Genomic DNA, 24,957 nt, shown 5'->3' on the forward strand with positions numbered 1-24,957 from the left:
CCCCGTCGGCCGCTCCGAGTCCGGCAACTCATCGACCAGTATGGCCAGTTGCGGGACCGCCCGCGACGCCCCGGACGAAGGCGCTCATGGCGTGGTACTGGGGATCACGCAGTTCTTCGGCTGGGGCCGGCCCGTGGGCCAGCCCAGGCCGACGAACTTGAGGGTGCCGTTGCCCTTCGTGCCCGGGTCCAGTTCGACGATCGCGACCGGTTTGTCGTAGGCGTTGCCGCCGGTGGTCAGGCAGATCAGGCCGCTGGTGCCCGCGACGCGGTGGCGGGACTGGAGGAGCGACCACTGGCGGCCGACGTCCTCGCGCGAGGGGACCGTCGTCTCGGGGGCGCCCTGCTGGGCCTGGTGGAGGGCCTTGCCGATGGTGAGGAGGCCGTCGTGGACGAGCATCGTGCGGGAGTCGTCCAGGTTCGGGGTGGCGCCGAGGTCGATGCCCTCGGCTTCCGTCGCGGTGATCTGGCGGCGCAGGGCGTCCAGGGCCGCCTTCGGTTCGGTGAGGTACTGGGGGAGGTCCCGCTCGGCCGGCTCCCGGTCGTGGGTCGCCCGCCACTTCTTCGACCAGGCGGCCAGCTCGGTGGTCCAGGCGGCGGGGTGTGCGGGGGCCGCGTACTGCACCGTGACCTTCGCAGTGCCGTCGTCGCCGCGGAGCTTCGCCCAGTCCTGCTCCTTCATGTCCTGGCGCAGCGAGGCCGCGTCGGAGCCGCTGACGATGGTGTAGTGCCGGCCCTCACAGCCCACCTGGGCGAGTTTGAGGGCGAAGATGCGCAGGTGGAGGGTGCGGCCCGCGAAGTAGACGGTGTCGGCCTCGGAGTCGCAGATGTTGTTGGCCGTCTGGGTGAACTGGTTGCCGGTCGAGCCCGCCTCGTCGATGGACGGGGACTCGAAGGACATCGCGGCGGGGCCGGCCGGGCCCTTCTCCTTGATCCGGCTGAACGCCCTCGCCAGCGACTCGTTGTAGCCGTCGGGGCGTTTGTCGTAGACCAGGACCGTCTTGAAATTCTGGCGGCCCCGTTCGCCGTTGAAGCCGGCCAGGGCCTGGGCCGCGTCGTTGTTGGTGGGGAGGATGCGGGCCAGGCCCGGGAAGCGCAGCTCGGCCATGCCGTCGGCCCGGTCCTTGTTGGCGATCCGGTCTCCGCTGATGCGGGCGGCCAGCACCGGGATCCTGTTCTCGGTGAGGCGGGCGACGGCCGCCTCCGTGGCGGCGAGGCTCAGGTTGAAGCCGGTGACCGCGCGCAGCCGGTCCTCGGGCGAGGCCGCCATCCGCAGCAGGGTGTCGACGACCTTCTCCTGACGGCCGTAGTCCTGCCCGGGGTTGGCCAGCACCAGCCGGATCTTCGGTGGTTCTCCCTCGCCGGAGTTGGCCTGCCGCTGCCCCAGGTAGGCGCCCTGGAGGTCGCTGCGCATCTGCCGGCGCAGCGCCTCGCGGTCCGACTGGAGCGGCAGCATCATCGCCACCGTGACATGGGGCTGCTTCTCGATCCTGCGGTTCTCGCGGGCGATGGCCCGGGCCACGTCGGCGATCTCCGGGGTGCCGAAGTCGTAGCCCTCGCCGTTGACGCCGACGCACTCGCCCTCGATCCGCTCGACACCGTCGGCGCAGGTGTCCGGCTTGCGGACGAGTGAGGTGGTGACCGCGATGCCCGCGATGACCAGCACCGCACCTAACACCGAGTAGAGGATCTTCTTCCATCTGGGCATGCCCGCTATCTCCTTCGCCGGAGCTGTTCGGTGCAGGTGCAGCGCAGCAGGGGCTGCTCGTTCTCCGCCAGGCCGCTCCAGTCCGTCGCCGTCCTGCTGAGCAGGCCCGCGCCGTCGAAGTCCATGATCGAGAGCAGGTCCAGCAGCTTGGCCAGGGTGCGGGCCGTCTCCTTGCCGGTCGGCCGGGTCCGCTCCTCGCACAGCCACACGGCGTGCAGCAGCTGGTCGACCGTGCGGCGCAGCGGCGGGCCGTCCGCCGGTACCAGGCCCTGGGCGCGCTCCCGCCGGGCGTCCGCCCCGCCCGGGTAGGGCGCCTGGGCGATCTCCAGGAGCTCGGCGCACCACTGGCGAGGGCGGCCGGGGAGGGTGGCGGCGAGGTGGCTGACGACGTCGTCGGCGCCGCCGGACACCAGGTGGTGGTTCATCCGGTGCGCGGTGAGGGAGCGGAAGGCGCCGTCCGGCGACGGGGTGTCCTCCCCCTCCGCCGCGCGTGCCGCGTAGTGGTCGCGCAGCAGGTGGTGGTCGGCGTACCAGGCGGCGCCGCCGGGGAGCAGTCCGTACAGCCGGTGCACCAGCAGCTGGCGCAGGCCGAAGTCGCCGATGAAGTGGCGTTCGCAGGTGGGCCAGCCGGTGTCGGTGAGGAGCCGGGAGACGTGGTGGGCGGTCAGGTGGTGGACGTGGCCCGACTGGTGGTGGCGGAGCAGGACGTCCGCGCACTCCGTGTCGTGGGCCACCGACAGGTGGGTGAGGAGGTCGAGCCAGTGGGCGTGGTGCTCGGTGGGGAGCCGTACCGGTAACTGGTCCAGGACCAGCTCCCGCAACAGCACCTCCGCGACCGGGCGTTCCTCGTCGCCGGGGAGGCGCAGCGGGGCGTCCAGGATGTCCCGGTCGTTGGCGTCCGGCGGCATGCGGAAGGCCGCCGCGGCGGCGGCCAGGCGGATCACCGTGTGCGGCCGGCCGCCGCTCAGCCGGGCCACGGCGGCGTCGATGCGGCGGCGGTTCGCACCGCCCTCCGGCTCGGCGCGCTGCTGTCTTCGTACGGTCTCGCGGCGGAGCTGGTCGCCGGTGAGCAGCGGCATCCGCAGCAGGAGCACGCCGTCGGCGAGCGGGGCCCGGTCCGCGCCCTCGTCGGTGCGCCGGGACCAGGCGGGCGGGGCGCCGTCGGCGGGCCGGTACTCCGCCGGGGGCGTCGCCTCGCGGGGCGGCAGGCCGCCGTGCAGGAAGGCGCCGCCGTCGGAGCGGCGGGCCGTGCCCACGATGACGACGCGGTCGCGCTGCCCGCCCCGGCGGTCGGTGAGCACGGCCCGCAGCAGCTGCTCGCCCAGGGACGATTCGGCGTGGTCCAGCAGCAGGCCCGGGCGGCCGACCCGGCGCAGCCAGCCGGCCGGGCCGGCGTACGCCGCCTCCAGGTCCTCGCGCAGGGCCCGGAACAGGAAGCTCTCCGCGACCTCCCGTGCCTCGCCCCCGGCCTGGAAGTCGGCGGCGAGGATGCGCAGCCCGATCCGGGGCTGGCCGGCCGCGCCGGGGTAGGCGCCGTAGATCCGCTCCAGTTCCGCCCTGCCCCGGGGAGCGAGCCGCTCGAAGACGGCGTCCAGCAGGGCGTTGCTGACGGCCGCCGAGTACGGGTCGAGGGCCTGCCCGCCCAGGGTCGTCAGCAGGTTGCGGATGGCGCCGCGCAGCACGCCCCGCCAGAAGTCGCCGGCGCCCAGGCCCCGCAGGCGCTGCTTCTGGGGCAGGTTCTCGTAGCGCTCGGCCTCCGTGGCGACCGCCTCGGGCGTGCCCTCCGCGACGCCGGTGGCGATCACGGCGAGGCCGGTGAAGAGCCGGGGGAAGGCGAACGAGCCGCCCGTGCCCTGCCAGGTGCACAGCCGCCGGGCGACCTCGACCAGGGCCTCGGTGGCGGCCGAACGGGCGCCCGGCTCCGGGTCCGCGCGGTCCGCGTACACCGGGGAGGCGCAGTCCAGGTGGATCACCGGCACCTTGGCGGCGAAGCGGTCCCGCACGGCGCGCAGCAGCCGGCCCTTGCCCATGCCCGGGCCGCCGGTGAGCAGCACCACGGGCAGGTCGGGGCCGTACAGCGGGTCCGTGCCGGCACCCGACGGTGCCCGGCCGAACAGCCGGGCGAAGAAGTCCTCCTCGCCGAGGAGTTTCTCGAAACCCAGTTCTTCACACACGGACCCCCCATGGAGTGCCTGCCCGCCCGGGGGCGGGTGACCCGTGACCGATGTGCCAGAAAAGATCCAGTGGAACACGGAACCATCCGGTCGACAACGGTGGCCGCGTGGAAGGGAGTTGCGAAAACCGGGCCTATTGCTTGCGGTCCGACGCCGGCCAGACGTAGGGGAGGTCGTCGGGTACGCCGGGGAAGAGCTCCGCGTACGTGGCCGGGTCCTTGCGGACCAGGGCCGAGCGGTGGCTGCGGTGGAAGCCGGCGTCGCCCAGCCAGGGCGGCAGTTCGCCCTCGGCGGCCAGCCGGGACTGGTCGCGGACCGGCGCGTGCGGGCGGGCGGCGGCGAGGTCGGCGACCAGGGTGGCCGCGCAGCTGTCCTGGTGGCCCCGTTCCCGCCAGACCCGGCAGATCTCCAGGCCGTAGCGGACCAGGGCCTCCTCGTACCCCGCCCACATCCGCACGGCCGGATGGCGGCGCCAGCCGTAGCCCGGCACGATCAGGCCGCGCAGGACCTGCAACGCCTCGACCCGCTGCTTGCCGAGCCGCCGGCGGTCCAGGGCCAGGGCCGAGTCCCGGAAGCCGGGGTGGGGGAGGAAGGTCTGCATGCCGTGGCCCCCGGACCTCAGCGGGTCTCGCGGGAGCGGGTGGTGCGGCGGCTCAGGGCGAGGGCCAGGCCGATCATGGCGACGCCCAGGGCGAAGTGGAGCCAGTCGTCCGCGGTGTTGAGGGGGACGAAGTTGGCGTCGCTGTCGTGGCCGACGGACAGGCCGTAGACCCACAGCACGAGGTAGACGGCACCGCCGACCATCAGGTACGCGTACGCTCCGGCGGCCGTGCGGGCCAGGGCGAGACCGGCGAGACCGTAGGCCAGGTGCACGAGGTTGTGCAGGATCGAGACCTGGAACACGCCCAGCAGCTCGGCGCCCGACTCGTGGCCGGCGAACTCGATCGAGTCGTAGTCGGTGGTGATGCCGGGGATGAAGCCCAGCACGCCGACCAGCAGGAAGACGAGGCCGACCAGCAGGGCGGCCTGCTGGACGGGGGCGCGGGCGGCCCGGTGGGAGGTGGGTGTGGTCATGGCCGGTGGCTCCTCACTGGAAGGATGGGACAGACAGGGACTGTTCCGCCCAGATGGTCTTGCCCGTGGCGCCCTGGCGGGTGCCCCAGCGCTCGGTCAGCTGGGCGACGAGGAGCAGGCCCCGGCCGCCCTCGTCGTAGCTGCGGGCGCGCCGCAGGTGGGGGGCGGTGTTGCCGCCGTCGGAGACCTCGCAGATGAGGGTGGTGTCGTGGATCAGGCGGAGCTGGATCGGCGGCTCGGCGTGGCGGATGGCGTTGGTGACGAGTTCGCTGACGACCAGTTCCGTGACGAAGACGGCGTCGGACAGCCCCCACCGCTCCAGTTGCGCCACCACGTCCTTGCGGGTCTGGGCGACCGCGGACGGGTCGTCGGGGACCGCCCAGGTGGCGACCTGGTTCGCGTCGAGCGCGCGGGTACGGGCGATGAGCAGGGCCACGTCGTCGGACGGCCGCTGCGGCTGCGGCAGCAGGTCGGCGAGCACCCTGTCGCACAGCGCGTCCAGCGAGGGGGCCGGGCGGGCGAGGGCCTCCCGCAGCCGGTGGACGCCGTCGTCGAGGTCACGGTCGCGGGTCTCGATCAGACCGTTGGTGTAGAGCGCGAGCAGGCTGCCCTCGGGGAGTTCCACCTCGGTGGCCTCGTACGGCAGCCCGCCCACGCCGAGCGGGGGCGCGGCCGGGAGCCCGACGAGTCCGACAGTGCCGTCGGGACTCACCACGGCCGGCACGGGGTGCCCGGCACCGGCGAGGCAGCAGCGGCGTGACACGGGGTCGTAAACGACGTACAGGCAGGTCGCGCCTACGTCGCCGGAGGTCTCGGCGTAGCCGGCGGGCTCGGGGTAACGGTAGGTCTCGGCGTAGCCGGCGGGCTCCGGGTACCGGTAGGTCTCGGCGTAGACGGCCTGGTCCGGGGTCTCGTCGGTCTCGGCGTAGCCGGCCTGGTCCGGGGTCCCGGAGATCTCCGCGGGTCCGGAAGTGTCCGCGGGCCAGGAGGTCTCCGCGTGCCCGGAGGCGTCCGCGGGCGCCACAGGGGCAGCGTGCCCGGAGGCGTCCGCGGGCGCCGCGGGTCCAGCGCGGCCCGAAGCGTCCGCGGGCCCGGAAGTCTCCACATGCCCGAAGCCCTCCGCAGGCGCCGCAGGTCCAGCACGCCCAGAGCCATCCACAGGCGCCGCGGGTCCAGCGCGCCCAGAGGCATCCGCACCAGGCGCCGCGGGTCCAGCGCGCCCCGAAACGTCCGCGTGCCCGGAAGTCTCCGCGTGCCCGAAGGCCTCCGCAGGCGCCGCAGATGCAGCACGCCCAGAGCCATCCACAGGCGCCGCGGGTCCAGCGCGCCCAGAGGCATCCGCACCAGGCGCCGCGGGTCCAGCGCGCCCCGAAACGTCCGCGTGCCCGGAAGTCTCCGCGTGCCCGAAGGCCTCCGCAGGCGCCGCAGATGCAGCACGCCCAGAGCCATCCGCAGGCGCCACAGGTGCGGCTCGCCCAGAGGCATCCGCAGGCGCCGCAGGCGCAGCGGATCCGGCCGCCGCCCCGCCCCGGGCGTCCCCGTCCTCCTCCTCCGTGCTCAGGCGGGCCACGAGGTCGTCGAGGTGGGTGAGGAGTTCGTCGCAGGGCAGGTCGATGTCGGCGAGGGTGCGTACGGCCGTGCGCAGTCGGCCCATGGTCGCCGAGGCGTGCAGCCCGTGGCCCACGACGTCGCCGACGACCAGCGCCACCCGCGCCCCGGACAGCGGGATGACGTCGAACCAGTCCCCGCCGACGCCGGCGTGCGCGCCGGCCGGCAGATAGCGGGAGGCGACCTCGACCGCGGCCTGCCGGGGCAGCCGCTGCGGCAGCAGGCTGCGCTGGAGGGTGACCGCCGTGGCGCGCTCACGGCTGTAGCGGCGGGCGTTGTCGATGCTGACCGCCGCCCGCGCCGCGAGTTCCCCGGCCAGGACCTGGTCGTCGTGCCGGAAGGGCTCGGGGGTGCGGTACCGGACGAAGAAGGCGACTCCCAGGGTAGTGCCGCGGGCAGCCAGCGGCACGGTCATCACCGAGTGGATGCCGAGCGTCCGGACGCGGGCGGCACGGGCCGGGTCGTACGCCGGCCAGCCGGTGACCGCCGCGTCGGTCACCGCGTGCACGGCGGGCCGTCCGGTGCGCATGCTCTCGAAGGGCGCCGAGCCCTCCGGGTAGGACTCCACCCGCCCGATCGGCCCGACCGCCTCCGGGACACCGGGCGTCACCGACCGCAGGGCAACCCGCCGCAGCAGCAGCGGCCCGTCGGCCGGAACCCGGTGCGCGGGCGGTTCGTGCAGGTCGTCCAGCTCGGCCAGGAGATCGACGCTGACGAAGTCGGCCAGCACCGGGACGGTCACGTCCGCGAGTTCCTGGGCCGTGCGCGTCACGTCGAGCGTGCTGCCGATGCGCCGGCCGGCCTCGGCGATCAGCTGGAGCCGCTTGCGGGCCCAGAACTGCTCCGTCATGTCGTGCGCGGAGAGGCAGACGCCCCGGATCGTGCCCTCCTCGTCGCGCAGCGCGGACGTGAAGACCGACCAGGCGTGCTCGTGGTCCTCACCCGGGGCGCGCAGGTAGTTCTCGTCGTACTGCGGCTCCCCGGTCCGCAGCACCCGGGCCATGCTGAGTTCCGCCCGGACACCGGCGTCGTTGTCGACGATCTCGCAGACGCGCAGCCCCCGCATCTCCTCCTCGGTGAGCGCGACGGAGCGCTCCATGTCCGCGTTGGCCCGGCGCAGCCGCAGCCGGGTGTCGTAGAGCGCCAGGGCGCAGCACGGGGACTGGGCGAAGCTCCAGCTCACCAGGGCGTCGTCGAGGTCGGGCCGCGGCTGCTCGCCGGTCAGGGCCGAGACGATGAGCCAGGCGGGGGCGCCGGTGCCGGGTTCCCGGTGGTGGGCGAGGAGCCTGACCGTCAGCTTCCGGCCGTCCCGGTGCCGGAGCGCGACGTCGCCGTTCCAGCGGGGCAGCCCGGCGAGGGCGGGCATGCCGCCGCGCACCGGGATCGGCTCGGCCAGCAGATCCGCGGCGCGGCGGCCGGTCATCTGCCCGGCGGAGTACCCGAGGAGCCGCTCGGCGCCCGCGTTCCAGCCCGTCACCGTGCCGCGGTCGTCGAGGGTGACGCGGGCGGTGAGGGCTTCGCCGACGAGGGCTTCGAGGGTCTCGGGCCCTTCTCCGGACGACCGGGTGGCCCGGCCGAGGGTGACGGGCTGCTCCATGTCGGTCATCTCACTCTCACGGGGAATCAGGCAAACCCCAGATATATGCAATTATCTCCTGTTTACCCTGATTGCGGGGGCTTCACCGTCCTCGGCCGCCCGGCAGGAGGGCCTGCCGCCGCCCGGCTGGGGAGCCTGCCGACGACCGGCCCGGGTAACCGCTCCCCCATGGGCGAGATCCTCGTGGGCACGTGTTCCTGGACCGACCGGGCGCTGGTCGGCAGCGGCTGGTATCCGCCGGGTCGGCGGGACGCCGAGGGGCGGTTACGGCACTACGCCGAGCAATTCCCGGTCGTCGAGGTCGACGCGTCGTACTACGCGCTGCCGAGCGAGCGGAACAGCCTGTTGTGGGCCGAGCGGACACCGGACGGGTTCGTGTTCGACGTGAAGGCGTTCTCGCTGCTGACGGGGCATCCCACCCGGGAGGCGGTGATGCCGGGCGGGCTGCCGCCCGACCCCCGGGACCCGGCGGTGCTGGACGAGGTGTGGGCCAGGTTCGTCGCGGCGATCGAGCCGCTGCGGCGGGCCGGGCGGCTCGGGAGCGTGCTGTTCCAGTTCCCGCCCTGGTTCCGGCCCGGACAGCGGGCGGAGGCGTTCCTCGGGGAGTGCGCCGAGCGGACGCGGGGGTGGCCCGTCGCCGTGGAGTTCCGGCATCCGGCGTGGTGGGAGCCGGGCCGGGCCGAGGCGACGTGCGCGCTGCTCGCCCGGTACGGCATGGCCGCGGTCGCCGTCGACATGACGCAGACGCTGCCCTCCTCCGTACCGCCCGCGACCCCGGTGACCTCGCCCCGGCTGGCCGTCGTACGGTTCCACGGCCGCAGCACCGCCTGGGGGACCGGCAGCAAGGAGGACCGGTTCCGGTACGCGTACGGCGAGGACGAACTCGCCGAGTGGCTGCCCCGGGTGCGACGGCTGGCGGAGCGGGCCGAGCAGGTCCATGTCCTGTTCAACAACTGCTGCGGCGACGCCGCCGTATGCGCCGCCGAGACCATGACCCGGCTGCTCGACGGCGACCTGCCGACGGCGGCTCCGACGCTGCCTAGGGCACGATCCGCACCTTCTTCTCCACCGTCACCTGGTCCACCTCCGACACCCGCACGGTCGTCTTCATCGTCCACGTCCCGGGAAGGGGCAGGTTGACGGCGTTGGCACCCCAGTAGCCGCCCTGGTCGGTGACTTCGGCGTCGATCGGGCCGATCTTCCGGGAGGGGAGGCTGAAGGTGATGCGGATCTCGGGGACGACGACCAGCCCCGTGTCGGCGCCGTAGACCACGGCCTGCACGCCGTTCTCGCCGACCCGGGCCGGGTCCAGCGTGACCTGCACCTTGCCGCGGCCGGTCACGGAGCCCAGGCCCGTGTCGAAGGGCACGGTGGCCTGGGTCGTGGGCGGCAGCGCGCCCGCCGGGGCCTGCTGCGCCGCCTCGGCCTGGGCGCGGCCGGGCAGGGTCCCGGTGAGCACGGTCGTGATCAGCAACACCACGGCCGCGACGGCGACTTCGACGAGGACGGACCGGCGCAGGCCGCGGCGCAAAGTGTCCGGGGCATCCGGGTCGTCCGGGTCGTCCGGCGTCGGCTCAGGACTCTCCGGCTGCTCCGGTTCCGCCGGTGCCCCGACCGGCTGCGGGACCCGTGCCGGTACGGCGGCCCGGGCGGTGGCCGCCGGTGCGGCGATCCGCGCCGTCCAGCGCCGCGAGTACCCGGCCATCAGCAACAGCGCGGTCACCGCCACGAGTTTGGCCAGCAGCAGCCTGCCGTACGACGTGCCGGTCAGCGCGGAGAGGGAGCCGAGGCCGCGCCAGGACTGGTAGAGGCCGGTGACGGCCAGGACGGTCACCGAGGCGAACGCGATCCGGGAGAAGCGGGGCACGACCTCCGCCAGGTCCTCGCCGGACGAGCGGCGCAGGGTCAGCAGCAGCGCCACGAGGCCGCCGAGCCACACCCCGGTCGCCAGCAGGTGCAGCACCGATGACGTCATCGCCAGCGGCACCTGGATTCCGGCGGAGGCGTGCTCGGCCGCCGCCCAGGTCAGGGCCAGGCCGACGGCCAGGGCCGTGCCCACGGCGAGCGCGACGGGTTCCCGGCGGTCGCGGCGGTCACGGCGCCTCGACAGCCACACCAGGAAAGCGGCGGTCAGCAGGAGGACGACCAGCCGGGCGAGCAGGGCCAGGCCCGGGCGGCCGGTCAGGGTGCGGCCGAGGGCGTCGGCGTCGAAGGCGGTCGCCGGGCCGGCGCCTGCCTCGTAGGGGGCGCGGAGCAGGAGCAGGGCGGCCGTCGAGCCCAGCAGTGTCCACCAGGCCGCGACCACGGGGCGGCGCAGCGGGGACGTGTTCGCCGGTCGGCACAGCAGCGCGAACGCGACCGCGCCGACGAGCAGCGCGGCGGCGAGGTAGGCGAGGTAGCGGGCGGCGACGTGGAGGCCGGCGGTGAGCGGATCCTCGGGCGGGCCGGTGTCGACCTGGGCCGTCGTCGCGGAGCGTTTGCCCACGGAGAAGGTGAAGGCGCCGGAGACGGGGTGGCTGTCGGCGGAGACCACCCGCCAGGCCACGGTGTAGGTGCCCTGGGCGAGCTTGCCAGGGAGGGCTACCCGGGCCGTGTCGGAGCGGTCGTCGGCGTGGACGGCCTCGCCGGTGGGGACGCGGCGCTGGTCCGGGCCGAAGACCCGGAAGGAGTCGTCGAGCAGGCCTACGGACTCGGTGAAGGTCAGGGTGACGTGGCGGGGGGCCTGCCGGGCGACGGATCCGTCGTCGGGGTCGGTGCTGCGGAGGGCGGCGTGGGCCGAGGCGGGGGTTGCTCCGCCGAGGAGCAGTACCAGCACGGTGCCGAGCAGCACCAGGGCCTGGAATCGCCGGGGGTGTCCGACATTGCGCTCCACGTGGGTCTCCGGGGTCGGGCTGTACGGCTCCCGGTTATGTACGGATGGGAGTTGTGTAGCGCTCAGCGGGGAGGGTGGTGTCTGTTGTGCGGCGGCTGCGGGTTGTGGGGGGTTGTTCGCGCAGTTCCCCGCGCCCCTAAGAAGGTCGGGAAAGTCCTGCGATCTTGTCAGCCACTGCCGGATAGCTCGCCGCCAACTCCTCCGCGTCTCCGTGTTCGTAGCCCTGGAACGTGAAGCCGGGCGCCATCGTGCAGCCGAACAGAGTCCACGCCCCGCCCTCGGTCACCCTGCCGCCCATCCACGTGCCCGCCGGGACCGTGAACTGGACGTGCTGGCCGTGCAGGACGTCCGGGCCCAGTACCACCGTCCGGGTGCTTCCGTCCGGGGCGAGCAGGAGGAGCTCCAGGGGATCGCCCTGGTAGAAGTGCCAGATCTCGTCCGTGGGCAGGCGGTGGAGGGCGGAGAAGTCGTCCGCGGTGAGGAGCGCGACGATCGCCGTGCCCTCCGGTCTGCCGTCGGGGCGTTCGGGGCCGGCCCAGGTCTGGCGGAACAGGCCGCCCTCGCGGGGGATCGGCTCCAGGCCGTAGTGGGCGATGAGGTCGTCGGGCGTCACGCGGGGAAGAGTATCTCCCGGTCGAGGAAGGCGAGCTGGGCCTTCTTCTCCGGCAGGTACACGTCCGGGAGGTCGATCTCCGGCAGGACGACCACCGGTCCCGCCCGGAAGCCCTGCTTGAGGAAACGGGCGATCGCCTTCTCGTTGCGCACGTCCGGGTCGACGACGATCCGCCGGCGGTCCAGGCCGAGCAGGACGTACTCGGCGACGGCGGTCACCAGCCCGGCGGTCCAGCCGGGCCGCACGCCGTCCGGCCCGGCGGGTGCGAGCAGCAGGTGGACGCCGATGTCGCCGGGCCGGACGTCGTAGCAGTCGCCGACGCGGTCGGCCTCCGGCTCGTAGGTCTGGAGGAGCCCGACCGGGTCGCCGTCCCGGACGACGAGGAAGGCGTGGTGGGTGGTGAGTGTGTCCATGTGGGCGTAGATCTCGGCGACCTGCCGCTCGGTGAGGCCGGTCATGCCCCAGAAGACGGCCCGGTCCTCGCTCACCCAGCGGTGCACCGTCCCGGCGTCGGCCCGCGGGTCCAGCGGCAGGACGCGAACGGTGCCGAAGCCGTCGGCCACCTGCTGGTGGACGGCCGTGCGGGAGGCGTACGGGTCAGACATCGGTCTCCTTCTTCAGCAGGGTCCAGTCGGTGACGACCGGGACGAGGTCGCCGGCGAGCCACAGGGGGAGCTGGTCGCGGTGGTGGGGCGAGCCGGGGACGCCCGAGGCGCCGAGCGGGATCACCCAGCCGCTGTCCTCGCGCCGGGCCAGGTCCCAGACGTACCGGGCCGCCGGGCCCCGTGCGGCGCGGTCGGTGAGGCCCGGCACGCCCGAGGTGCACAGCACGCAGTCGTGGTCGCCGGACAGCCCCGGTTCGTCGTACGGCTGCTCCGGCTCCAGCGCCCGCCAGGGGGCGAGCCGGTGGGTGTCGCCCCAGACCCCGGCCGGTGGACGTGCGGCCACCTCCTCGACGGCCGCGCGGACCGCCGCCGGGCGGTCGATCCCGTACAGCTCCTCGGCGGCCAGCAGGTGTTCGAGGGCGAAGCCGACGCGCGGCACGAGGGCGAGCCAGGGCAGGAACACCTCGGGGTACGCCGGTGGTGTCGCCAGCGCGGTGAACGCCGGGTGCGCCGCCAGGTGCCGTACGACCGCCGAGCGCACCGCCGCGTACAGGGCCGCGTCGGCGCTGCCGGCGTCCATGCGGCGGTTCCAGCCCAGGAGGCGGTCCCGGAGGGCGGCGGCCTCGGGGGTGAGGTCGTCGAGGGACTTGAGGTGGTTCAGGAGGGTGGTCGCGGAGGCGAGGTGGGTGTCCGTGTGGACGGCGGGCATGTCGGCGGCGGACCAGCGCTCCTTGCCGGCGAGCAGCGCGGCGATGCGGTCGTGGCGGTGGGGCGGGGCGAACTCGACGCCGAGGGGTTCGGCCGGGCCGCGCTGGTTGGCCATGACGGCGACGCCGTCGGTGAGCCCGGCGCGGGGCGTCTCGTGCCAGCCGCGCCACTCGTGGCCGGGCTCCCAGGCGGGCACCAGGCGCAGCCGGTTGGCCTCGGCGCGCAGCGGCACCCGCCCGGCCACGCGGTGCAGCACACCGCCCTCGGTGTCGGCGGCCTGGACGACGTTGACGGGCTCGGCCCAGCGGTCGAAGGCCCGGTCCACATCGGCGACCCGGCGGGCCCGCAGCAGCGGCAGCAGGGCACCGAAGCCGAGGTCGCCGGTGACGCGGGGCGGGTAGCGCAGGCTGACGGCGACCGGGGGCAGGTCCGGCTCGGTGGTGCCGCCGTCCAGGCCCTCCGGTCCGCCGATGACCACCGGGCCCCGGCCGGTCTCGATCACCTCGACCTCGACCGGCTCCTCGCCCGCCACCTCGACGGTCTCCGTGTGCCGGACGGCCCGCCGCCAGACGCCGTCCGGGTCCAGCGCCTCCACTCCGGCTCCGGTGCGCCGCAGCCGCTCCCGGTACAGGTCCTGGTAGTCGGCCATGGCGTTGGTGATGGCCCAGGCGACCGTGCCGGTGTGCCCGAAGTGGGCGATGCCGGGGACGCCCGGGACGGCGAGGCCCACGACGTCGAACTCGGGGCAGGACAGCCGGATCTGCTGGTAGACGCCCGGGTCCTCGATCCAGCGGTGCGGGTCGCCGGCGATGAGCGCCTGCCCGGTGACCGTCCGCTCGCCGCCGACCAGCCAGCCGTTGCTGCCGGAGGTGCCGGGGCCGTCGGTGGCGAACAGGCCGACGGCGTCCGCGCCGAGGTGGGACACCACGTGCTCGCGCCAGAGCTTGGCCGGGAACCCGGCGAAGAGGATGTGCGTGGCGAGCCAGACGCCGAGGGGGGTCCAGGGCTCCCAGCGACCGGGAGCGAGCCGGGTGCGGGTGAACTCGGGGGCCGCGTCCGCTCCCTCGGCCAGCCCCGCGTTGACCCCGTCGACGTACGCCGTCACCCACGCGGCCGTCTCCGGGTCCTGTCTCTCCAGGTGCTCGAAGCAGCGTCTCGCCGTGTCGTCGAGTCCGGCCCGTCTGGCGAACCGGTCCCAGGCCAGGGCGCTCTCGCCGAGGAACGACGCCGAGGTGCCCCGCGCCCGGTGGCGCTCGACCTCCAGCTGCCAGGCCCGGTCCCGGGCGGTGACGAGGCCCTGCGCGTGGGCGAGTCCGGCCGCGCTGCCCGCGCGCAGATGCGGGATGCCCCAGGCATCACGGTAGATCTCGGTGGCCACGCTGTGCCCCTACTTTCCTTTAGGTTAGCCTTGCCTAAGTCAGAGCTGGGGCGAAATCGTACGCGAAGGGTGAACACGGGATGGGGCAGGGGCGGGGTTGGGAGGGAGCGGTCCTACGACTGCTGCGCGCGAAGGACTTCGTGTTCACCGTGACGGACGCCGAGGACGTCACCCCGGACTACCGGCGGCTGCGCTTCACCGACGGCGGTCTGCTGGCGGCGACCGGAGTCCACCCCACCATGTGGGTCCGGCTGTGGTTCGACAACGCGGGCAAGCCCCACCAGCGGGCCTACACCCTCGTCGACCCCGACCCGGCGGCCGGCACCTTCAGCCTGGAGTTCGCCCTGCACGAGGGGTGCGCCAGCGACTGGGCCCGGGCGGCGAAGCCCGGCGACACCATCGAGGCGACCGTCCAGGGCACCGGCTTCGAGCATCCCGACCCCGCTCCCTCCCACGTCTTCGCCGTCGGCGACCCGGCCTCCCTGCCGGCCATCAACTCCCTGCTGGACGCCCTCGGCTCCGCCCCGGCCACCGTCTGGTTCGAGGGCGGCGACGACGACCTGCCGTTCCGCACCGACCCGGACCGGCACGAGCTGCGCAAGGTGCCCCGCCAGGACTCCGGCGCCCATCTGGTCGACCGCGTGAAGTCGGACCTGCCCGGGCTGCTCCAGGACACCTCCGACCCGTACGTCTGGATCGCCTGCGACACGGCCACCACCCGGACGCTGGCGGCGTACGTCCGCAAGGAACTGGGCCTGCCCAAGCAGCGGGTGCACGCGCTGGGCTACTGGCGGGCCGGCTGAGGACGCGGCCGGACCCGCCCCGGGGGATGATCGGGGCATGGACGTCACTCTTCACCTCGCCCAGGACCCCGAGGCGGACGCGCTGCTCGGCCGCAGTCCGCTCGCCGCGCTGGTCGGGATGCTGCTGGACCAGCAGATCCCGATGGAGTGGGCGTTCAAGGGTCCGGCGACGATCGCCCAGCGGCTGGGCACCGACGATCTGGACGCGCACGAGATCGCGGCGCACGCGCCCGAGGCCTTCGCCGCGCTGCTCTCCCAGAAGCCCGCGGTGCACCGCTACCCGGGCTCCATGGCCAAGCGGATCCAGCAGCTGTGCCAGTACCTCGTCGAGCACTACGACGGCGACGCCGAGGCCGTCTGGAAGGACGTCGGCACGGGCCAGGAGCTGCTGAAGCGGCTGGCGGAACTGCCGGGCTTCGGCAAGCAGAAGGCCCAGATCTTCCTCGCCCTGCTGGGCAAGCAGCTCGGGGTGCGGCCGACCGGGTGGCGGGAGGCGGCCGGCTCCTACGGCGAGCCCAAGTCCTTCCGCTCGGTCGCCGACATCACCGGCCCCGAGTCGCTGGCCAAGGTACGGGCGCACAAGCAGGAGATGAAGGCGGCGGCCAAGGCCGCGAAGGCCGCCGGCGGCTAGGGCCTGTCGTTTGGATCAGGTCGCAGGGAAGTGACGGTGCTGTTCAGTGCCGGTGAGCGGGGTCTGGTGCGTGCAGCTGCAAGGCGGAGGAGGGCGTCGACGCGGAGCGTCGGCAACCGACGACAACGCGGCAGATGTGCGTGCCAGACCCCGCGTCTGCGGCGTGATCCAAACGACAGGCCCTAGCCGTCAGCCGCCTGGCCCGCCCCGGGTGGCGGGCCCCTCCGGCCCGGTCCAAGCATGGACCATGACCGAGCCACCGAGCGGCTCCCCCTGGGAACCGGAGCGCGAACCCTCCCACGACCGCGCCCCCCGCCCGCCCCAGGGCCCGGAACCCTACGTCCCCGAGGGCCCGGGCCCGGACGGCCCGCACACCCACGAACGGCACGGTCACACACCGCCCGGCCCCCCTGACCGCTGGCCGCGGGACCCGCAGGCGCCCCAGGACCAGGGCCACCGCGAACGTCCCGGTCGCACGCCACCTGCCGGCCGGCCGGACACCTGGCCCCCCGACCCGCACGGCCCGGCCCCCTCCGCACGCCGCAAGCCGCACACCACGAGCCGTCCCCCGGAGAGCGACCAGCGGTCGGCTCCCCTCGACCCCGGGCCCGCCGTACGCCGAGCGGGCGGTTCTCCGAGCGGGCGGGATGAACGGCCCGAACACGGCGGGGAATGACCTCCCATGAACCCCGCACCCCAGCCGCTCCCCCGCGCCCCGCGCCGGAACGCCTGGCTGCGGGTGCTCGTCCTGCTGCTCGCCCTGCTCGTGCCCGGCGCGCACGCCGCGACGCACACGGGGCCGGCGGCCACCGTCCCGGGGGAGAGCACGACCGTCGAGTACGACGCCTTCGACACCGCCCTGCGCCTGCCGGCCCGCACCGCCCGCCGCACCCCCGTACCGCTGCGCCCGGCCCCTCTCCCCGCCCCCGGGCCCGCGTCCACCGCACGGCTCCCCGTGCCCGTGCCGCCGAGCCCGCCGCACGACCCCCGCCCCCTGCGTTCCGAGGTCCTGCGCTGCTGAACGGACCCGCAACCGGTCCATCAGTGCCGCACGGAACGGAAGGAACGACACAGCCATGCTTCAAGACCCGTACGCGGTCCTGCGCGCCCTGGTGCGCGCGGAGGCCGTCCGCAGCGCCCCCAAGCCGTCCCGGCCCAAGCCGGACACGCGCAAGCAGCAGCCCGTCAGGGAACAGGAGCGCGGCTGACCCACCGCGGCGGCGGAGGCGACCCGGTCGACGCCTCCGCCGTCCGGAACGCCGCGCCGTCCTGGTACTCGGGGGCCCGGGCGGGCCTGGGGCACGAAGAAGACGCCGACCCCTTTCGAGCGAATCGGGCGCGCACGGGCAGGTCTCGCGGTCCGGCATATTCACGCCCTGTTCCCTTTTCGTACCGCCTTGCGGGGTTTTTTTCGGCGTCGTACCTCGGCGCCATGGCTGCGCCCGGAAGGTCTTGACCGGTAGGCTTTCCGTGTGATCTTCAAGCGCATCGGAAACGGCCGGCCGTACCCCGACCACGGCCGGGAAAGCACCCGGCAGTGGGCGGACGTCGCGCCGCGCCCGGTCCGCCTCGATCAGCTCGTGACGACGAAACAGCAGCTCGACCTCGAGACCCTCCTCGCCGAGGACTCGACGTTCTACGGGGACCTCTTCGCGCACGTCGTGAAGTGGCAGGGCGATCTGTACCTGGAGGACGGCCTGCACCGCGCGGTGCGGGCGGCGCTCCAGCAGCGCCAGGTGCTGCACGCGCGCGTGCTCGAGCTCGACTGACACCCGCCGGAAACGGGTTGGCCCTTTCGGGTTCCCCTGGGCGACGTCGAATGATCATCTAGTAGGCATCGTCGTCCGGGCGCACTACGCTGCGCTCATGAGCATGCTGACTCCCCCCGGCATGGGCGGCAAGTACCGCATCACGGGCAACAAGTACCCGCGGATGCGGCGGCCCCGGCGGCGCGGCAGGCTCGTCGTCCTGGTCGCCGCCTCCGCCGTCGTCCTCGGCGTGGGCGGCTGGGGCACGCTCCAGCTCGTCGACGTCTTCACCGGCGGCGGCAGAAAGGCTTCGGCGGCCGGCGGCGGCACGGAGTGCGGCCCCGCCACCAAGGCGAGCCCCTCGCCCAGCGCCAGGCCCCTGCCCGAGCCGCGCGCGATCACGGTCAACGTGCTCAACGCCACCACCCGCAGCGGCCTGGCGAAGAAGACCGCCGACGAGCTGAAGAAGCGCGGCTTCAAGATCGGCGACGTGGGCAACGCCAGCAAGGAGTACGACAAGAAGGTCAAGGGCCCCGGCGTGCTGCTCGGCCCCGCCGCCGCCCTCGACACCTCGCTGCCCGTGCTCGGCACCCAGCTCCCGGGCGCCGAGCGGCGCACCGAGGCGGCCCGCAAGGGCACCGCCGTCGACCTCGTCATCGGCGACGGCTTCAAGGAACTGGCGAAGCGGACGGACGCCGACCAGGCCCTGACCAAGCTGGCCAGGCCCGAGCCGACGCCGACGAAGAAGGGCTGCTGAGCCCCGTAGGGCCCGGGGGCCGGCCGGGTTACTCGGCCGAGCCGTACATCCGGTCCCCCGCGTCTCCGAGGCCCGGCACGATGTAGCCGTGCTCGTTCAGGCGCTCGTCGACCGAGGCGGTCACGACCGTCACCGGCGTGCCCGCCAGCTCGCGCTCCATGACCTCCACGCCCTCCGGCGCGGCCAGCAGCACCACGGCGGTCACGTCGTCGGCGCCGCGCCGGATCAGCTCCTGGATCGCCGCGACCAGCGTCCCGCCGGTGGCGAGCATCGGGTCGAGCACGTACACCTGACGGCCCGACAGGTCCTCCGGCATGCGCGTGGCGTACGTGGAGGCCTGGAGCGTCTCCTCGTTGCGGATCATGCCGAGGAAGCCCACCTCGGCGGTCGGCAGCAGCCGCACCATGCCGTCCAGCATGCCGAGGCCGGCCCGCAGGATCGGCACCACCAGCGGACGCGGGTGGGACAGCTTGACGCCCGTGGTCGCGGCCACCGGCGTCCGGATGTCGACCTGTTCGGTGCGCACGTCGCGCGTGGCCTCGTAGGCGAGCAGGGTGACCAGCTCGTCGGCGAGACGGCGGAAGGTCGCGGAGTCGGTGCGCTGGTCGCGCAGCGTGGTGAGCTTGTGGGCGACCAGGGGGTGGTCGACGACATGGAGACGCATGCCGACAACAGTAACCGGGCCGGATGAGCCCGTCCGCCCGGCAAGCCCCCCGCCCGGCCGTCACCCGTTCGCTGGCGTCAAACCGCCCGTCCGGGGGAAAGTGGGAGGGACGGACTTGGGGGTGGTGAACCTGATGCCCGACCGGGATTCCCTGGAAGATCCGTCGCCGCGCGCGCAGCCCGGGGCGGATCTGTACACCGACCGGACGGACCGGACGGACGAGTCGGACGCCGAGCGCCGCAGGCGCCGCGCCCGGTTCCTGCGCGACCTGGCCGAGGCGCGGGAGCTGCGCGACCGCGTCCAGCCGCGCCGCGCCAAGACGGCCCGGCTGCGGCACGCGATGCGCATGCGCACGTTCCGCTGGTAGGAAACGGGTGAGGAAACCGCCGGGGAAGATCACGAACCGCGCGGGCGTTGTCGAGGTGGCCGTGCGTGGAGCGGGGCAAAGCCGCGTACGATCCGCAGGTGGCGGCAACGAGCGTGCGAGCAGAAGTGCCGGACACAGGGAGCCGAAGACGTCCCCTGAACGCCTTGTTTCTGCCACGATTCCGAGTGGGTGGGGCTCGGAGGAGCACTCCCCGCCCGCAACCTCCGCCGGGGGGACCCCCAACCGGCACGCCTATGACCAGTGGGAGAGTCACGGTGTACTTCGCCGCACTGCTCGCGCGCACCGAAGACGGGTGGGAAGCGAGCGACACAGAGCTCGACGATGTGGAAACCCTGTCGGATCTGGCCGACCTGGCCCGTGAAGCCTCCCCCGACGAGGACACGGTGCTCGTGCTCATCGAGCAGGAGGACGCCTGGTTCGGCGTGGTCCGCGTGGACGGCGAGGAGGACCCTCGCATCTACGTCTCGGACGCCGCCGCCGCTGCCCGCAGCAGCTACGGCGAGATCCTGCTCACCGACGAGTTGCTCGGCCGGGATCCGGACGACGGGGACGTCCTGGACGCCCTCGACCTCGACGGCACCGAGGACGGTGAACCCGACGACGACGAGGCCGATGACGCCGAGCCGGTCGTCGGCACCGCCGACTCCGTGCCGCACGGCCCGGTCGGCGACGCCCAGATCCTGGACGACCTCGGCGTGAGCGAGAAGGAGCTGCGCTCGCTGACGACGGACGCCGTCACCGAGATCGCCGAGTCGCTGGGCGCCTCGGAGACCCTGGAGACCGTCCGCTGACCGCTCGTCCCGCCCCCGGGCCGCCGGATCCGGTACGGGACCCCTGGCGGCCCGCGATGCGACGCGCCCTGGACGAGGCCGCCGAGGCCGTCCGGGGCGGGGACGTCCCCGTCGGCGCCGTCGTCCTCGCCGAGGACGGCACCGTGCTGGCGACAGGGCACAACGAACGCGAGGCCGGCGGCGATCCCACGGCCCACGCCGAGGTCCTCGCCCTGCGGCGGGCCGCGGCCGGGCTCGGGCAGTGGCGACTGGCCGGCTGCACGCTCGTGGTCACGCTGGAGCCCTGCACGATGTGCGCGGGCGCGATCCAGCAGTCCCGCGTCGACCGGCTCGTCTACGGCGCCCGCGACGAGAAGGCCGGCGCGGCGGGCTCCCTCTGGGACCTCCTCCGCGACCGGCGGCTCAACCACCGGCCCGAGGTGATCGAGGGCGTGCTCGCCGAGGAGTGCGCCCGGCTCCTCACCGAGTTCTTCCGCACCCGCTGAACCCCGAATACCGATTTCGGAGCACGCCGCATCTTGCTGTAAGGTCTCCCTCGGTAGCGTGTCCGAGCGGCCGAAGGAGCTCGCCTCGAAAGCGAGTGTGGCGCAAGTCACCGAGGGTTCAAATCCCTCCGCTACCGCTTGAGAAGGGCCCCGTCGTCAGACGGGGCCCTTCATGCGATCAGCCCCTTCGTGCGATCATGTGCGCTGCATGGGACACCAGGGACAGGGGAGGCCGCGATGGCGGTGAACGCCAAGAAGGTTGCCGTCTACGTGCTCGTGGTCTTCATCTTCTACGTGATCATCACTGACCCGGAGAAGGCCTCCGACTACGTCTTGATAGGGTTCCAGGGCATATCGGACGCCGCGGGTGCCCTCGGCGACTTCGCCACCTGGGTCGCCAACGGAGGTAAGTGATGATCCGCCACCTGGTCCTCTTCAAGCTCCACGAAGGTGTCGAGCGCGACGACCCGCGGGTCCTGAAGGGCGTCGAGGCCTTCCGCGCGCTCGACGGCACGATCCCCGAGATCCGCTACTGGGAGCTCGGCTGGAACGTCAGCGACCGCCCCATCGCCCACGACTTCGCCATCAACTCGGCCTTCGACGACGCGGACGCGCTGCGCCGGTACGTCGAGCATCCGGCCCACCAGGCGGGCGTCGCGCTGTGGCGCGAGTTCTCCACGTGGGTGATCGCGGACTACGAGTTCTGAGCCCCTCACTTCGAGCCCCCCGCCGTACCGGCGGGGGGCTCTTCTGTTGCCCGCGTTGATCTGCTGCGGGCCGATTTATGCGGCATTCATCCCTCAACACGTAGTTATGGGGTTCTTGCACACAGTGCACATGTCTTGTGATGCTATGACCGCTTTTGATGGAGTAGACGATGAGTTGACGATGACGAGGTGGAGTTGACCGTGCTGGCCAGTACCGCACCTCAGGCACCCACCTCCGAAGCCGCCCCAGCCGCTCCGCAGCGGAGCCGTGGCGCCGACACCCGCGCCCTGACGCAGGTGCTCTTCGCCCAGCTCAAGGAGCTCCAGCCGGGCACACCCGAACACGACCGGGTGCGCGGGGCGCTCATCGAGGCCAACCTCCCGCTCGTGCGCTACGCGGCCGCCCGGTTCCGCTCCCGCAACGAGCCGATGGAGGACGTCGTCCAGGTCGGCACCATCGGGCTCATCAACGCCATCGACCGCTTCGACCCCGACCGGGGCGTGCAGTTCCCGACCTTCGCGATGCCGACGGTCGTGGGCGAGATCAAGCGCTACTTCCGCGACAACGTCCGCACGGTCCATGTGCCGCGCCGGCTGCACGAGCTGTGGGTGCAGGTCAACAGCGCGACCGAGGACCTGACGACCGCCTTCGGGCGGTCCCCGACGACCGCGGAGATCGCCGAGCGGCTGCGCATCGGCGAGGACGAGGTGCTGTCCTGCATCGAGGCCGGGCGGTCGTACCACGCCACCTCGCTGGAGGCCGCCCAGGAGGGCGACGGGCTGCCCGGGCTGCTGGACCGGCTCGGCTACGAGGACCCCGCGCTGGACGGTGTGGAGCACCGGGATCTCGTACGGCATCTGCTCGTCCAGCTGCCCGAAAGGGAGCAGCGCATTCTGCTGCTGCGGTACTACAGCAATCTCACGCAGTCTCAGATCAGCGCGGAACTCGGCGTCTCGCAGATGCACGTGTCGCGGCTACTCGCGCGTAGCTTCCAGCGGTTGCGGTCTGCGAACCGGATCGACGCCTAACCGCAAACAGGAGCGAGAGGTCACCGGCGGGAGGGAATCCCTCATCAGGGCTGTTCTCGGCGGTTCCGGGCCGAAAAGGCGTCAGACCCCTTGTTTGCAGGGCTGATTCGCGTCTCAGATGTCGACATGTCACTACAGCGTGTTGCCGACATGTGACATTCTGCGTGAAGCGCGTTTGCCGGGGCTTCGGCTCCGGTATTCAGGTGAAGGCTGCGTTCCTCAGGCGGGGGCGTTCGCCGCGACCGTCCCGCGACCCAAAGGGGGTGGCATGTCCGCAGAACAGGGCAGCTCGAAGGTGCTCACGCTCGCGGAGAGCGACACAGCTCCCCATGCTCTCGACTCACTCGGCCCCATCGACGACGTTCCGGCCGAGCTCGCGACCGAGCCCGCGCCGGCGCTTCCGGCCACGGGGGCCATCGACACCCGCACCCTGTCCCGCTCCCTGTTCCTGCGGCTGGCCGCGCTCGACGAGGACAGCCCCGAGCGTGCGTACGTCCGTGACACGCTGATCGAGCTCAACCTGCCGCTGGTGCGGTACGCGGCCGCGCGGTTCCGGTCGCGGAACGAGCCGATGGAGGACATCGTCCAGGTCGGCACGATCGGGCTGATCAAGGCGATCGACCGGTTCGACTGCGAACGGGGCGTCGAGTTCCCCACGTTCGCGATGCCAACCGTCGTGGGTGAGATCAAGCGGTTCTTCCGCGACACGTCCTGGTCGGTGCGGGTGCCGCGCCGGCTTCAGGAGCTGCGGCTCGCGCTGACCAAGGCCAGCGACGAGCTCTCGCAGAAGCTGGACCGGTCGCCGACGGTGACCGAACTCGCCTCCGTGCTCGGGGTGTCCGAGGAAGATGTCGTCGACGGCCTGGCGGTGGGGAACGCGTACACGGCGTCCTCGCTGGACTCGCCGGCGCCGGAGGACGACGGTGGCGAGGGGTCGCTGGCGGACCGGCTGGGGTACGAGGACACGGCGCTGGAGGGCGTGGAGTACCGGGAGTCCCTGAAGCCGCTGCTGGCGAAGCTGCCGCCGCGCGAACGGCGGATCATCATGCTCCGCTTCTTCGCGAACATGACGCAGTCGCAGATCGGCGAGGAGGTCGGCATCTCGCAGATGCACGTCTCGCGGTTGCTGACGCGGACGTTGGCGCAGCTGCGGGAAGGTCTGATCTCGGACTGACGCTGCGGGTAGCGGGTCGCCGCGGGGTGCCTGCGGCGGCCTGTGGCTGCTTCGGTGGGGGTGCGCGCCCTCGCCTGACGCCGGGTGTGGGTCGGGGCCGCGCCGGGGGGTATCCGTCCTCGGAACGGCGCGATGGGGTGTCTTACCGACTGACTGGCGTTGACGCGCCAACCGCTGCGGGCGGACACCCCCCGACACGGCCCCTTCTCGCCGTACGCGGGTGCGGGCGCGCCGGGGCGGGCCGCCAGTCCCGCTCAGCTGCGGACAGTCGTGCCGCTGGTCCGCTCAGCTGCGGGCAATCGTGCCGCTAAGGGCGGCACGGGTGGGCGCAGCGGCACCCCGCTCCGCCGGGCTGCGCGACGCCCCGGCCTCAGCACCGACGCCGAGCACCTGAAACCGGCAGCACCAGGCAACGGCCTGCCCCACCCGCGGAAAACCCTCCGTACGGGTTACGCCAGCGCCAGCCAAGCCACCGCCGCGACAACCGCGACGGCGACGACAACGCCGAGGATGAGACCGATCCGCGGTCCGCCGCCGGTCGCCGCGGCCTGCCGCCCCTGCGGCGCCTCGTCGACGAACGCGCGGAACATCTGGGTGCTGCCGGCAGGGTCGTGATTGCCCTGGGGGGCCTGGTTGTTAGCCATGGCCCGAGACCCTAGCGAAAACACCGGGACTCCCCAAGTGGGGGTTGGCCTTCCGTTTGCCCCGGCGCGACCCGTACCTCCGGGGTCGCCACCTGCACATTTACTGTCGCAATACTTGCCTTTGCCAACTTTTTGTGCCGCACCCACCTCTTTTATTTGCCTTCAGCAACCAATAGCTGTCATGGTTGCCCTAAGCAACGAACGCGGAGGTGTCATGGCCGAGAGGGCGCAGTACGAAGAGCTGGTCCGCCAGTTCAGTGCCTTCGGCGCCGTGAAGCGGGAGCTCGGCCGGATCATGCCGGCCGAGTGCCCCGGCGGGTCGGCGGCCGTACTGACGCTGCTGGGCCGCCACGGCGACATGCGCATGAGCAAGCTCGCCGAGCTGCTCGCGGTGGACATGTCGGTCACCAGCCGCCATGTCGCGCACGTCGTGGCCCGGGGCTGGATCGAACGCTCCCCCGACCCCGCCGACAAGCGCTCCCGCATCCTGCGCCTCACCCCCGCGGGCCACGCACAGCTCGACGAGCTGTCCCGGCGGACCACCGAGGTCCTCGCCGAGCGCCTGAGCGACTGGACCGACGAGGACGTCGGCCGGCTCACCCAGCTGATGGCGCGGCTGAGGGAGAGCTTCGACTGCCGGCCCGCGGCCCGCGCGGCCCCGCCCGCCTCCCACCGGACCACCCGTACACCCGCAAGCACATAAGAGAAGGAAGCCCATGGCAACGACCACACCAGCCGGTGTGCGGGCTCATGCCAAGCACGGGGGAGGCTCCCACGGCTCCCCCGGCGACGGCGCTCCG

General features: G+C 73.1%; 26 protein-coding genes and 1 tRNA gene. 16 read left to right on the plus strand and 11 right to left on the minus strand.

Features of this window, described 5'->3' with window-relative positions; translation table 11 throughout:
* Nucleotides 1–84 precede the first annotated feature (84 nt).
* The 5 genes from IE255_RS25530 to IE255_RS39380 form a co-directional block, all read right to left on the minus strand.
* The gene (locus IE255_RS25530) at nucleotides 85–1,707 is read right to left on the minus strand and encodes a type 1 periplasmic-binding domain-containing protein (protein WP_229906582.1); all 1,623 of its coding nucleotides are present in this window, start codon (nucleotides 1,705–1,707) and stop codon (nucleotides 85–87) included.
* Nucleotides 1,708–1,712: 5 nt separating this feature from the next.
* Nucleotides 1,713–3,881 (minus strand): amino acid adenylation domain-containing protein, encoded by a 2,169-nt coding sequence (locus tag IE255_RS25535; RefSeq protein ID WP_190052712.1) that lies wholly within the window; start codon nucleotides 3,879–3,881, stop codon nucleotides 1,713–1,715.
* 133 nt (nucleotides 3,882–4,014) lie between these two features.
* Nucleotides 4,015–4,482: an MSMEG_6728 family protein gene (locus IE255_RS25540; RefSeq protein ID WP_190052713.1), complete on the minus strand. Its 468-nt coding sequence runs from the start codon at nucleotides 4,480–4,482 to the stop codon at nucleotides 4,015–4,017.
* A gap of 17 nt (nucleotides 4,483–4,499) precedes the next feature.
* Entirely contained in the window at nucleotides 4,500–4,955 is a 456-nt protein-coding gene (locus IE255_RS25545; RefSeq protein ID WP_190052714.1) for a DUF4383 domain-containing protein, read from the minus strand.
* A 13-nt stretch (nucleotides 4,956–4,968) separates the two neighbouring features.
* A complete protein-coding gene (locus IE255_RS39380; RefSeq protein WP_229906583.1) occupies nucleotides 4,969–8,160 on the minus strand; it encodes a SpoIIE family protein phosphatase in 3,192 nt (1,063 codons plus the stop codon).
* Nucleotides 8,161–8,328: 168 nt separating this feature from the next.
* Between IE255_RS39380 and IE255_RS25560 the strand changes: the two genes are divergently transcribed.
* Nucleotides 8,329–9,300 (plus strand): DUF72 domain-containing protein, encoded by a 972-nt coding sequence (locus IE255_RS25560; protein ID WP_190052715.1) that lies wholly within the window; start codon nucleotides 8,329–8,331, stop codon nucleotides 9,298–9,300.
* Here IE255_RS25560 and IE255_RS25565 read toward each other — a convergent pair.
* The 4 genes from IE255_RS25565 to IE255_RS25580 form a co-directional block, all read right to left on the minus strand.
* Nucleotides 9,200–10,990 carry a copper resistance CopC/CopD family protein gene (locus IE255_RS25565; RefSeq protein WP_190052960.1) on the minus strand — a complete coding sequence of 597 codons (1,791 nt, stop codon included), beginning with the start codon at nucleotides 10,988–10,990 and terminating at the stop codon, nucleotides 9,200–9,202. The two genes, IE255_RS25560 and IE255_RS25565, sit on opposite strands and share 101 nt — an antisense overlap.
* 178 nt (nucleotides 10,991–11,168) lie before the next feature.
* A complete protein-coding gene (locus IE255_RS25570; RefSeq protein ID WP_190052716.1) occupies nucleotides 11,169–11,645 on the minus strand; it encodes a cupin domain-containing protein in 477 nt (158 codons plus the stop codon).
* On the minus strand, nucleotides 11,642–12,250 hold the full coding sequence (locus IE255_RS25575; protein ID WP_190052717.1) for a GNAT family N-acetyltransferase: 609 nt from the start codon (nucleotides 12,248–12,250) through the stop codon (nucleotides 11,642–11,644). Before IE255_RS25575 ends, IE255_RS25570 begins: the two co-directional genes overlap by 4 nt.
* Nucleotides 12,243–14,336 (minus strand): penicillin acylase family protein, encoded by a 2,094-nt coding sequence (locus IE255_RS25580; RefSeq protein ID WP_190052718.1) that lies wholly within the window; start codon nucleotides 14,334–14,336, stop codon nucleotides 12,243–12,245. Before IE255_RS25580 ends, IE255_RS25575 begins: the two co-directional genes overlap by 8 nt.
* 80 nt (nucleotides 14,337–14,416) lie before the next feature.
* Between IE255_RS25580 and IE255_RS25585 the strand changes: the two genes are divergently transcribed.
* From IE255_RS25585 to IE255_RS25605, 6 genes are all read left to right on the plus strand, one after another.
* Complete coding sequence (locus IE255_RS25585; protein WP_190052719.1) at nucleotides 14,417–15,139, plus strand: siderophore-interacting protein; 723 nt, start codon at nucleotides 14,417–14,419, stop codon at nucleotides 15,137–15,139.
* Nucleotides 15,140–15,176: 37 nt separating this feature from the next.
* Complete coding sequence (locus IE255_RS25590) at nucleotides 15,177–15,770, plus strand: HhH-GPD-type base excision DNA repair protein (RefSeq protein WP_190052720.1); 594 nt, start codon at nucleotides 15,177–15,179, stop codon at nucleotides 15,768–15,770.
* 682 nt (nucleotides 15,771–16,452) lie between these two features.
* Complete coding sequence (locus IE255_RS25595) at nucleotides 16,453–16,791, plus strand: hypothetical protein (protein ID WP_190052721.1); 339 nt, start codon at nucleotides 16,453–16,455, stop codon at nucleotides 16,789–16,791.
* A gap of 55 nt (nucleotides 16,792–16,846) precedes the next feature.
* Nucleotides 16,847–16,978: a hypothetical protein gene (locus IE255_RS39965; RefSeq protein ID WP_267975012.1), complete on the plus strand. Its 132-nt coding sequence runs from the start codon at nucleotides 16,847–16,849 to the stop codon at nucleotides 16,976–16,978.
* A gap of 264 nt (nucleotides 16,979–17,242) precedes the next feature.
* Nucleotides 17,243–17,539 (plus strand): type II toxin-antitoxin system VapB family antitoxin, encoded by a 297-nt coding sequence (locus tag IE255_RS25600; protein WP_004943146.1) that lies wholly within the window; start codon nucleotides 17,243–17,245, stop codon nucleotides 17,537–17,539.
* Nucleotides 17,540–17,660: 121 nt separating this feature from the next.
* Complete coding sequence (locus IE255_RS25605) at nucleotides 17,661–18,275, plus strand: LytR C-terminal domain-containing protein (protein ID WP_190052961.1); 615 nt, start codon at nucleotides 17,661–17,663, stop codon at nucleotides 18,273–18,275.
* Nucleotides 18,276–18,303: 28 nt separating this feature from the next.
* Here IE255_RS25605 and upp read toward each other — a convergent pair whose 3' ends face one another.
* Nucleotides 18,304–18,939, minus strand: a complete 636-nt coding sequence (gene upp, locus IE255_RS25610) for a uracil phosphoribosyltransferase (protein WP_190052722.1) — start codon at nucleotides 18,937–18,939, stop codon at nucleotides 18,304–18,306.
* A 133-nt stretch (nucleotides 18,940–19,072) separates the two neighbouring features.
* Between upp and IE255_RS25615 the strand changes: the two genes are divergently transcribed.
* The 8 genes from IE255_RS25615 (at nucleotide 19,073) to IE255_RS25650 (ending at nucleotide 23,513) form a co-directional block, all read left to right on the plus strand.
* A complete protein-coding gene (locus tag IE255_RS25615) occupies nucleotides 19,073–19,306 on the plus strand; it encodes a hypothetical protein (RefSeq protein WP_190052723.1) in 234 nt (77 codons plus the stop codon).
* A gap of 275 nt (nucleotides 19,307–19,581) precedes the next feature.
* Nucleotides 19,582–20,118: a tRNA adenosine deaminase-associated protein gene (locus IE255_RS25620; protein ID WP_190052962.1), complete on the plus strand. Its 537-nt coding sequence runs from the start codon at nucleotides 19,582–19,584 to the stop codon at nucleotides 20,116–20,118.
* Nucleotides 20,119–20,174: 56 nt separating this feature from the next.
* Nucleotides 20,175–20,603 (plus strand): tRNA adenosine(34) deaminase TadA, encoded by a 429-nt coding sequence (gene tadA, locus IE255_RS25625; RefSeq protein WP_190052724.1) that lies wholly within the window; start codon nucleotides 20,175–20,177, stop codon nucleotides 20,601–20,603.
* A gap of 52 nt (nucleotides 20,604–20,655) precedes the next feature.
* Nucleotides 20,656–20,740 (plus strand) — tRNA-Ser (locus IE255_RS25630).
* Between the two features lie 100 nt (nucleotides 20,741–20,840).
* Nucleotides 20,841–21,017 carry a hypothetical protein gene (locus tag IE255_RS25635; RefSeq protein ID WP_190052725.1) on the plus strand — a complete coding sequence of 59 codons (177 nt, stop codon included), beginning with the start codon at nucleotides 20,841–20,843 and terminating at the stop codon, nucleotides 21,015–21,017.
* On the plus strand, nucleotides 21,017–21,310 hold the full coding sequence (locus tag IE255_RS25640; RefSeq protein ID WP_190052726.1) for a Dabb family protein: 294 nt from the start codon (nucleotides 21,017–21,019) through the stop codon (nucleotides 21,308–21,310). Before IE255_RS25635 ends, IE255_RS25640 begins: the two co-directional genes overlap by 1 nt.
* A gap of 189 nt (nucleotides 21,311–21,499) precedes the next feature.
* On the plus strand, nucleotides 21,500–22,339 hold the full coding sequence (locus IE255_RS25645; RefSeq protein ID WP_190052727.1) for an RNA polymerase sigma factor SigF: 840 nt from the start codon (nucleotides 21,500–21,502) through the stop codon (nucleotides 22,337–22,339).
* Nucleotides 22,340–22,607: 268 nt separating this feature from the next.
* Nucleotides 22,608–23,513 (plus strand): RNA polymerase sigma factor SigF, encoded by a 906-nt coding sequence (locus tag IE255_RS25650; RefSeq protein WP_190052728.1) that lies wholly within the window; start codon nucleotides 22,608–22,610, stop codon nucleotides 23,511–23,513.
* Nucleotides 23,514–23,962: 449 nt separating this feature from the next.
* Here IE255_RS25650 and IE255_RS25655 read toward each other — a convergent pair whose 3' ends face one another.
* Complete coding sequence (locus tag IE255_RS25655) at nucleotides 23,963–24,157, minus strand: hypothetical protein (protein ID WP_190052729.1); 195 nt, start codon at nucleotides 24,155–24,157, stop codon at nucleotides 23,963–23,965.
* A gap of 214 nt (nucleotides 24,158–24,371) precedes the next feature.
* Here IE255_RS25655 and IE255_RS25660 point away from each other — a divergent pair, with 214 nt between their 5' ends.
* Nucleotides 24,372–24,860: a MarR family winged helix-turn-helix transcriptional regulator gene (locus IE255_RS25660; RefSeq protein WP_190052730.1), complete on the plus strand. Its 489-nt coding sequence runs from the start codon at nucleotides 24,372–24,374 to the stop codon at nucleotides 24,858–24,860.
* Nucleotides 24,861–24,957 lie beyond the last annotated feature (97 nt).

This window comes from Streptomyces lomondensis, assembly GCF_014651035.1.
Lineage (GTDB): Bacteria > Actinomycetota > Actinomycetes > Streptomycetales > Streptomycetaceae > Streptomyces > Streptomyces lomondensis.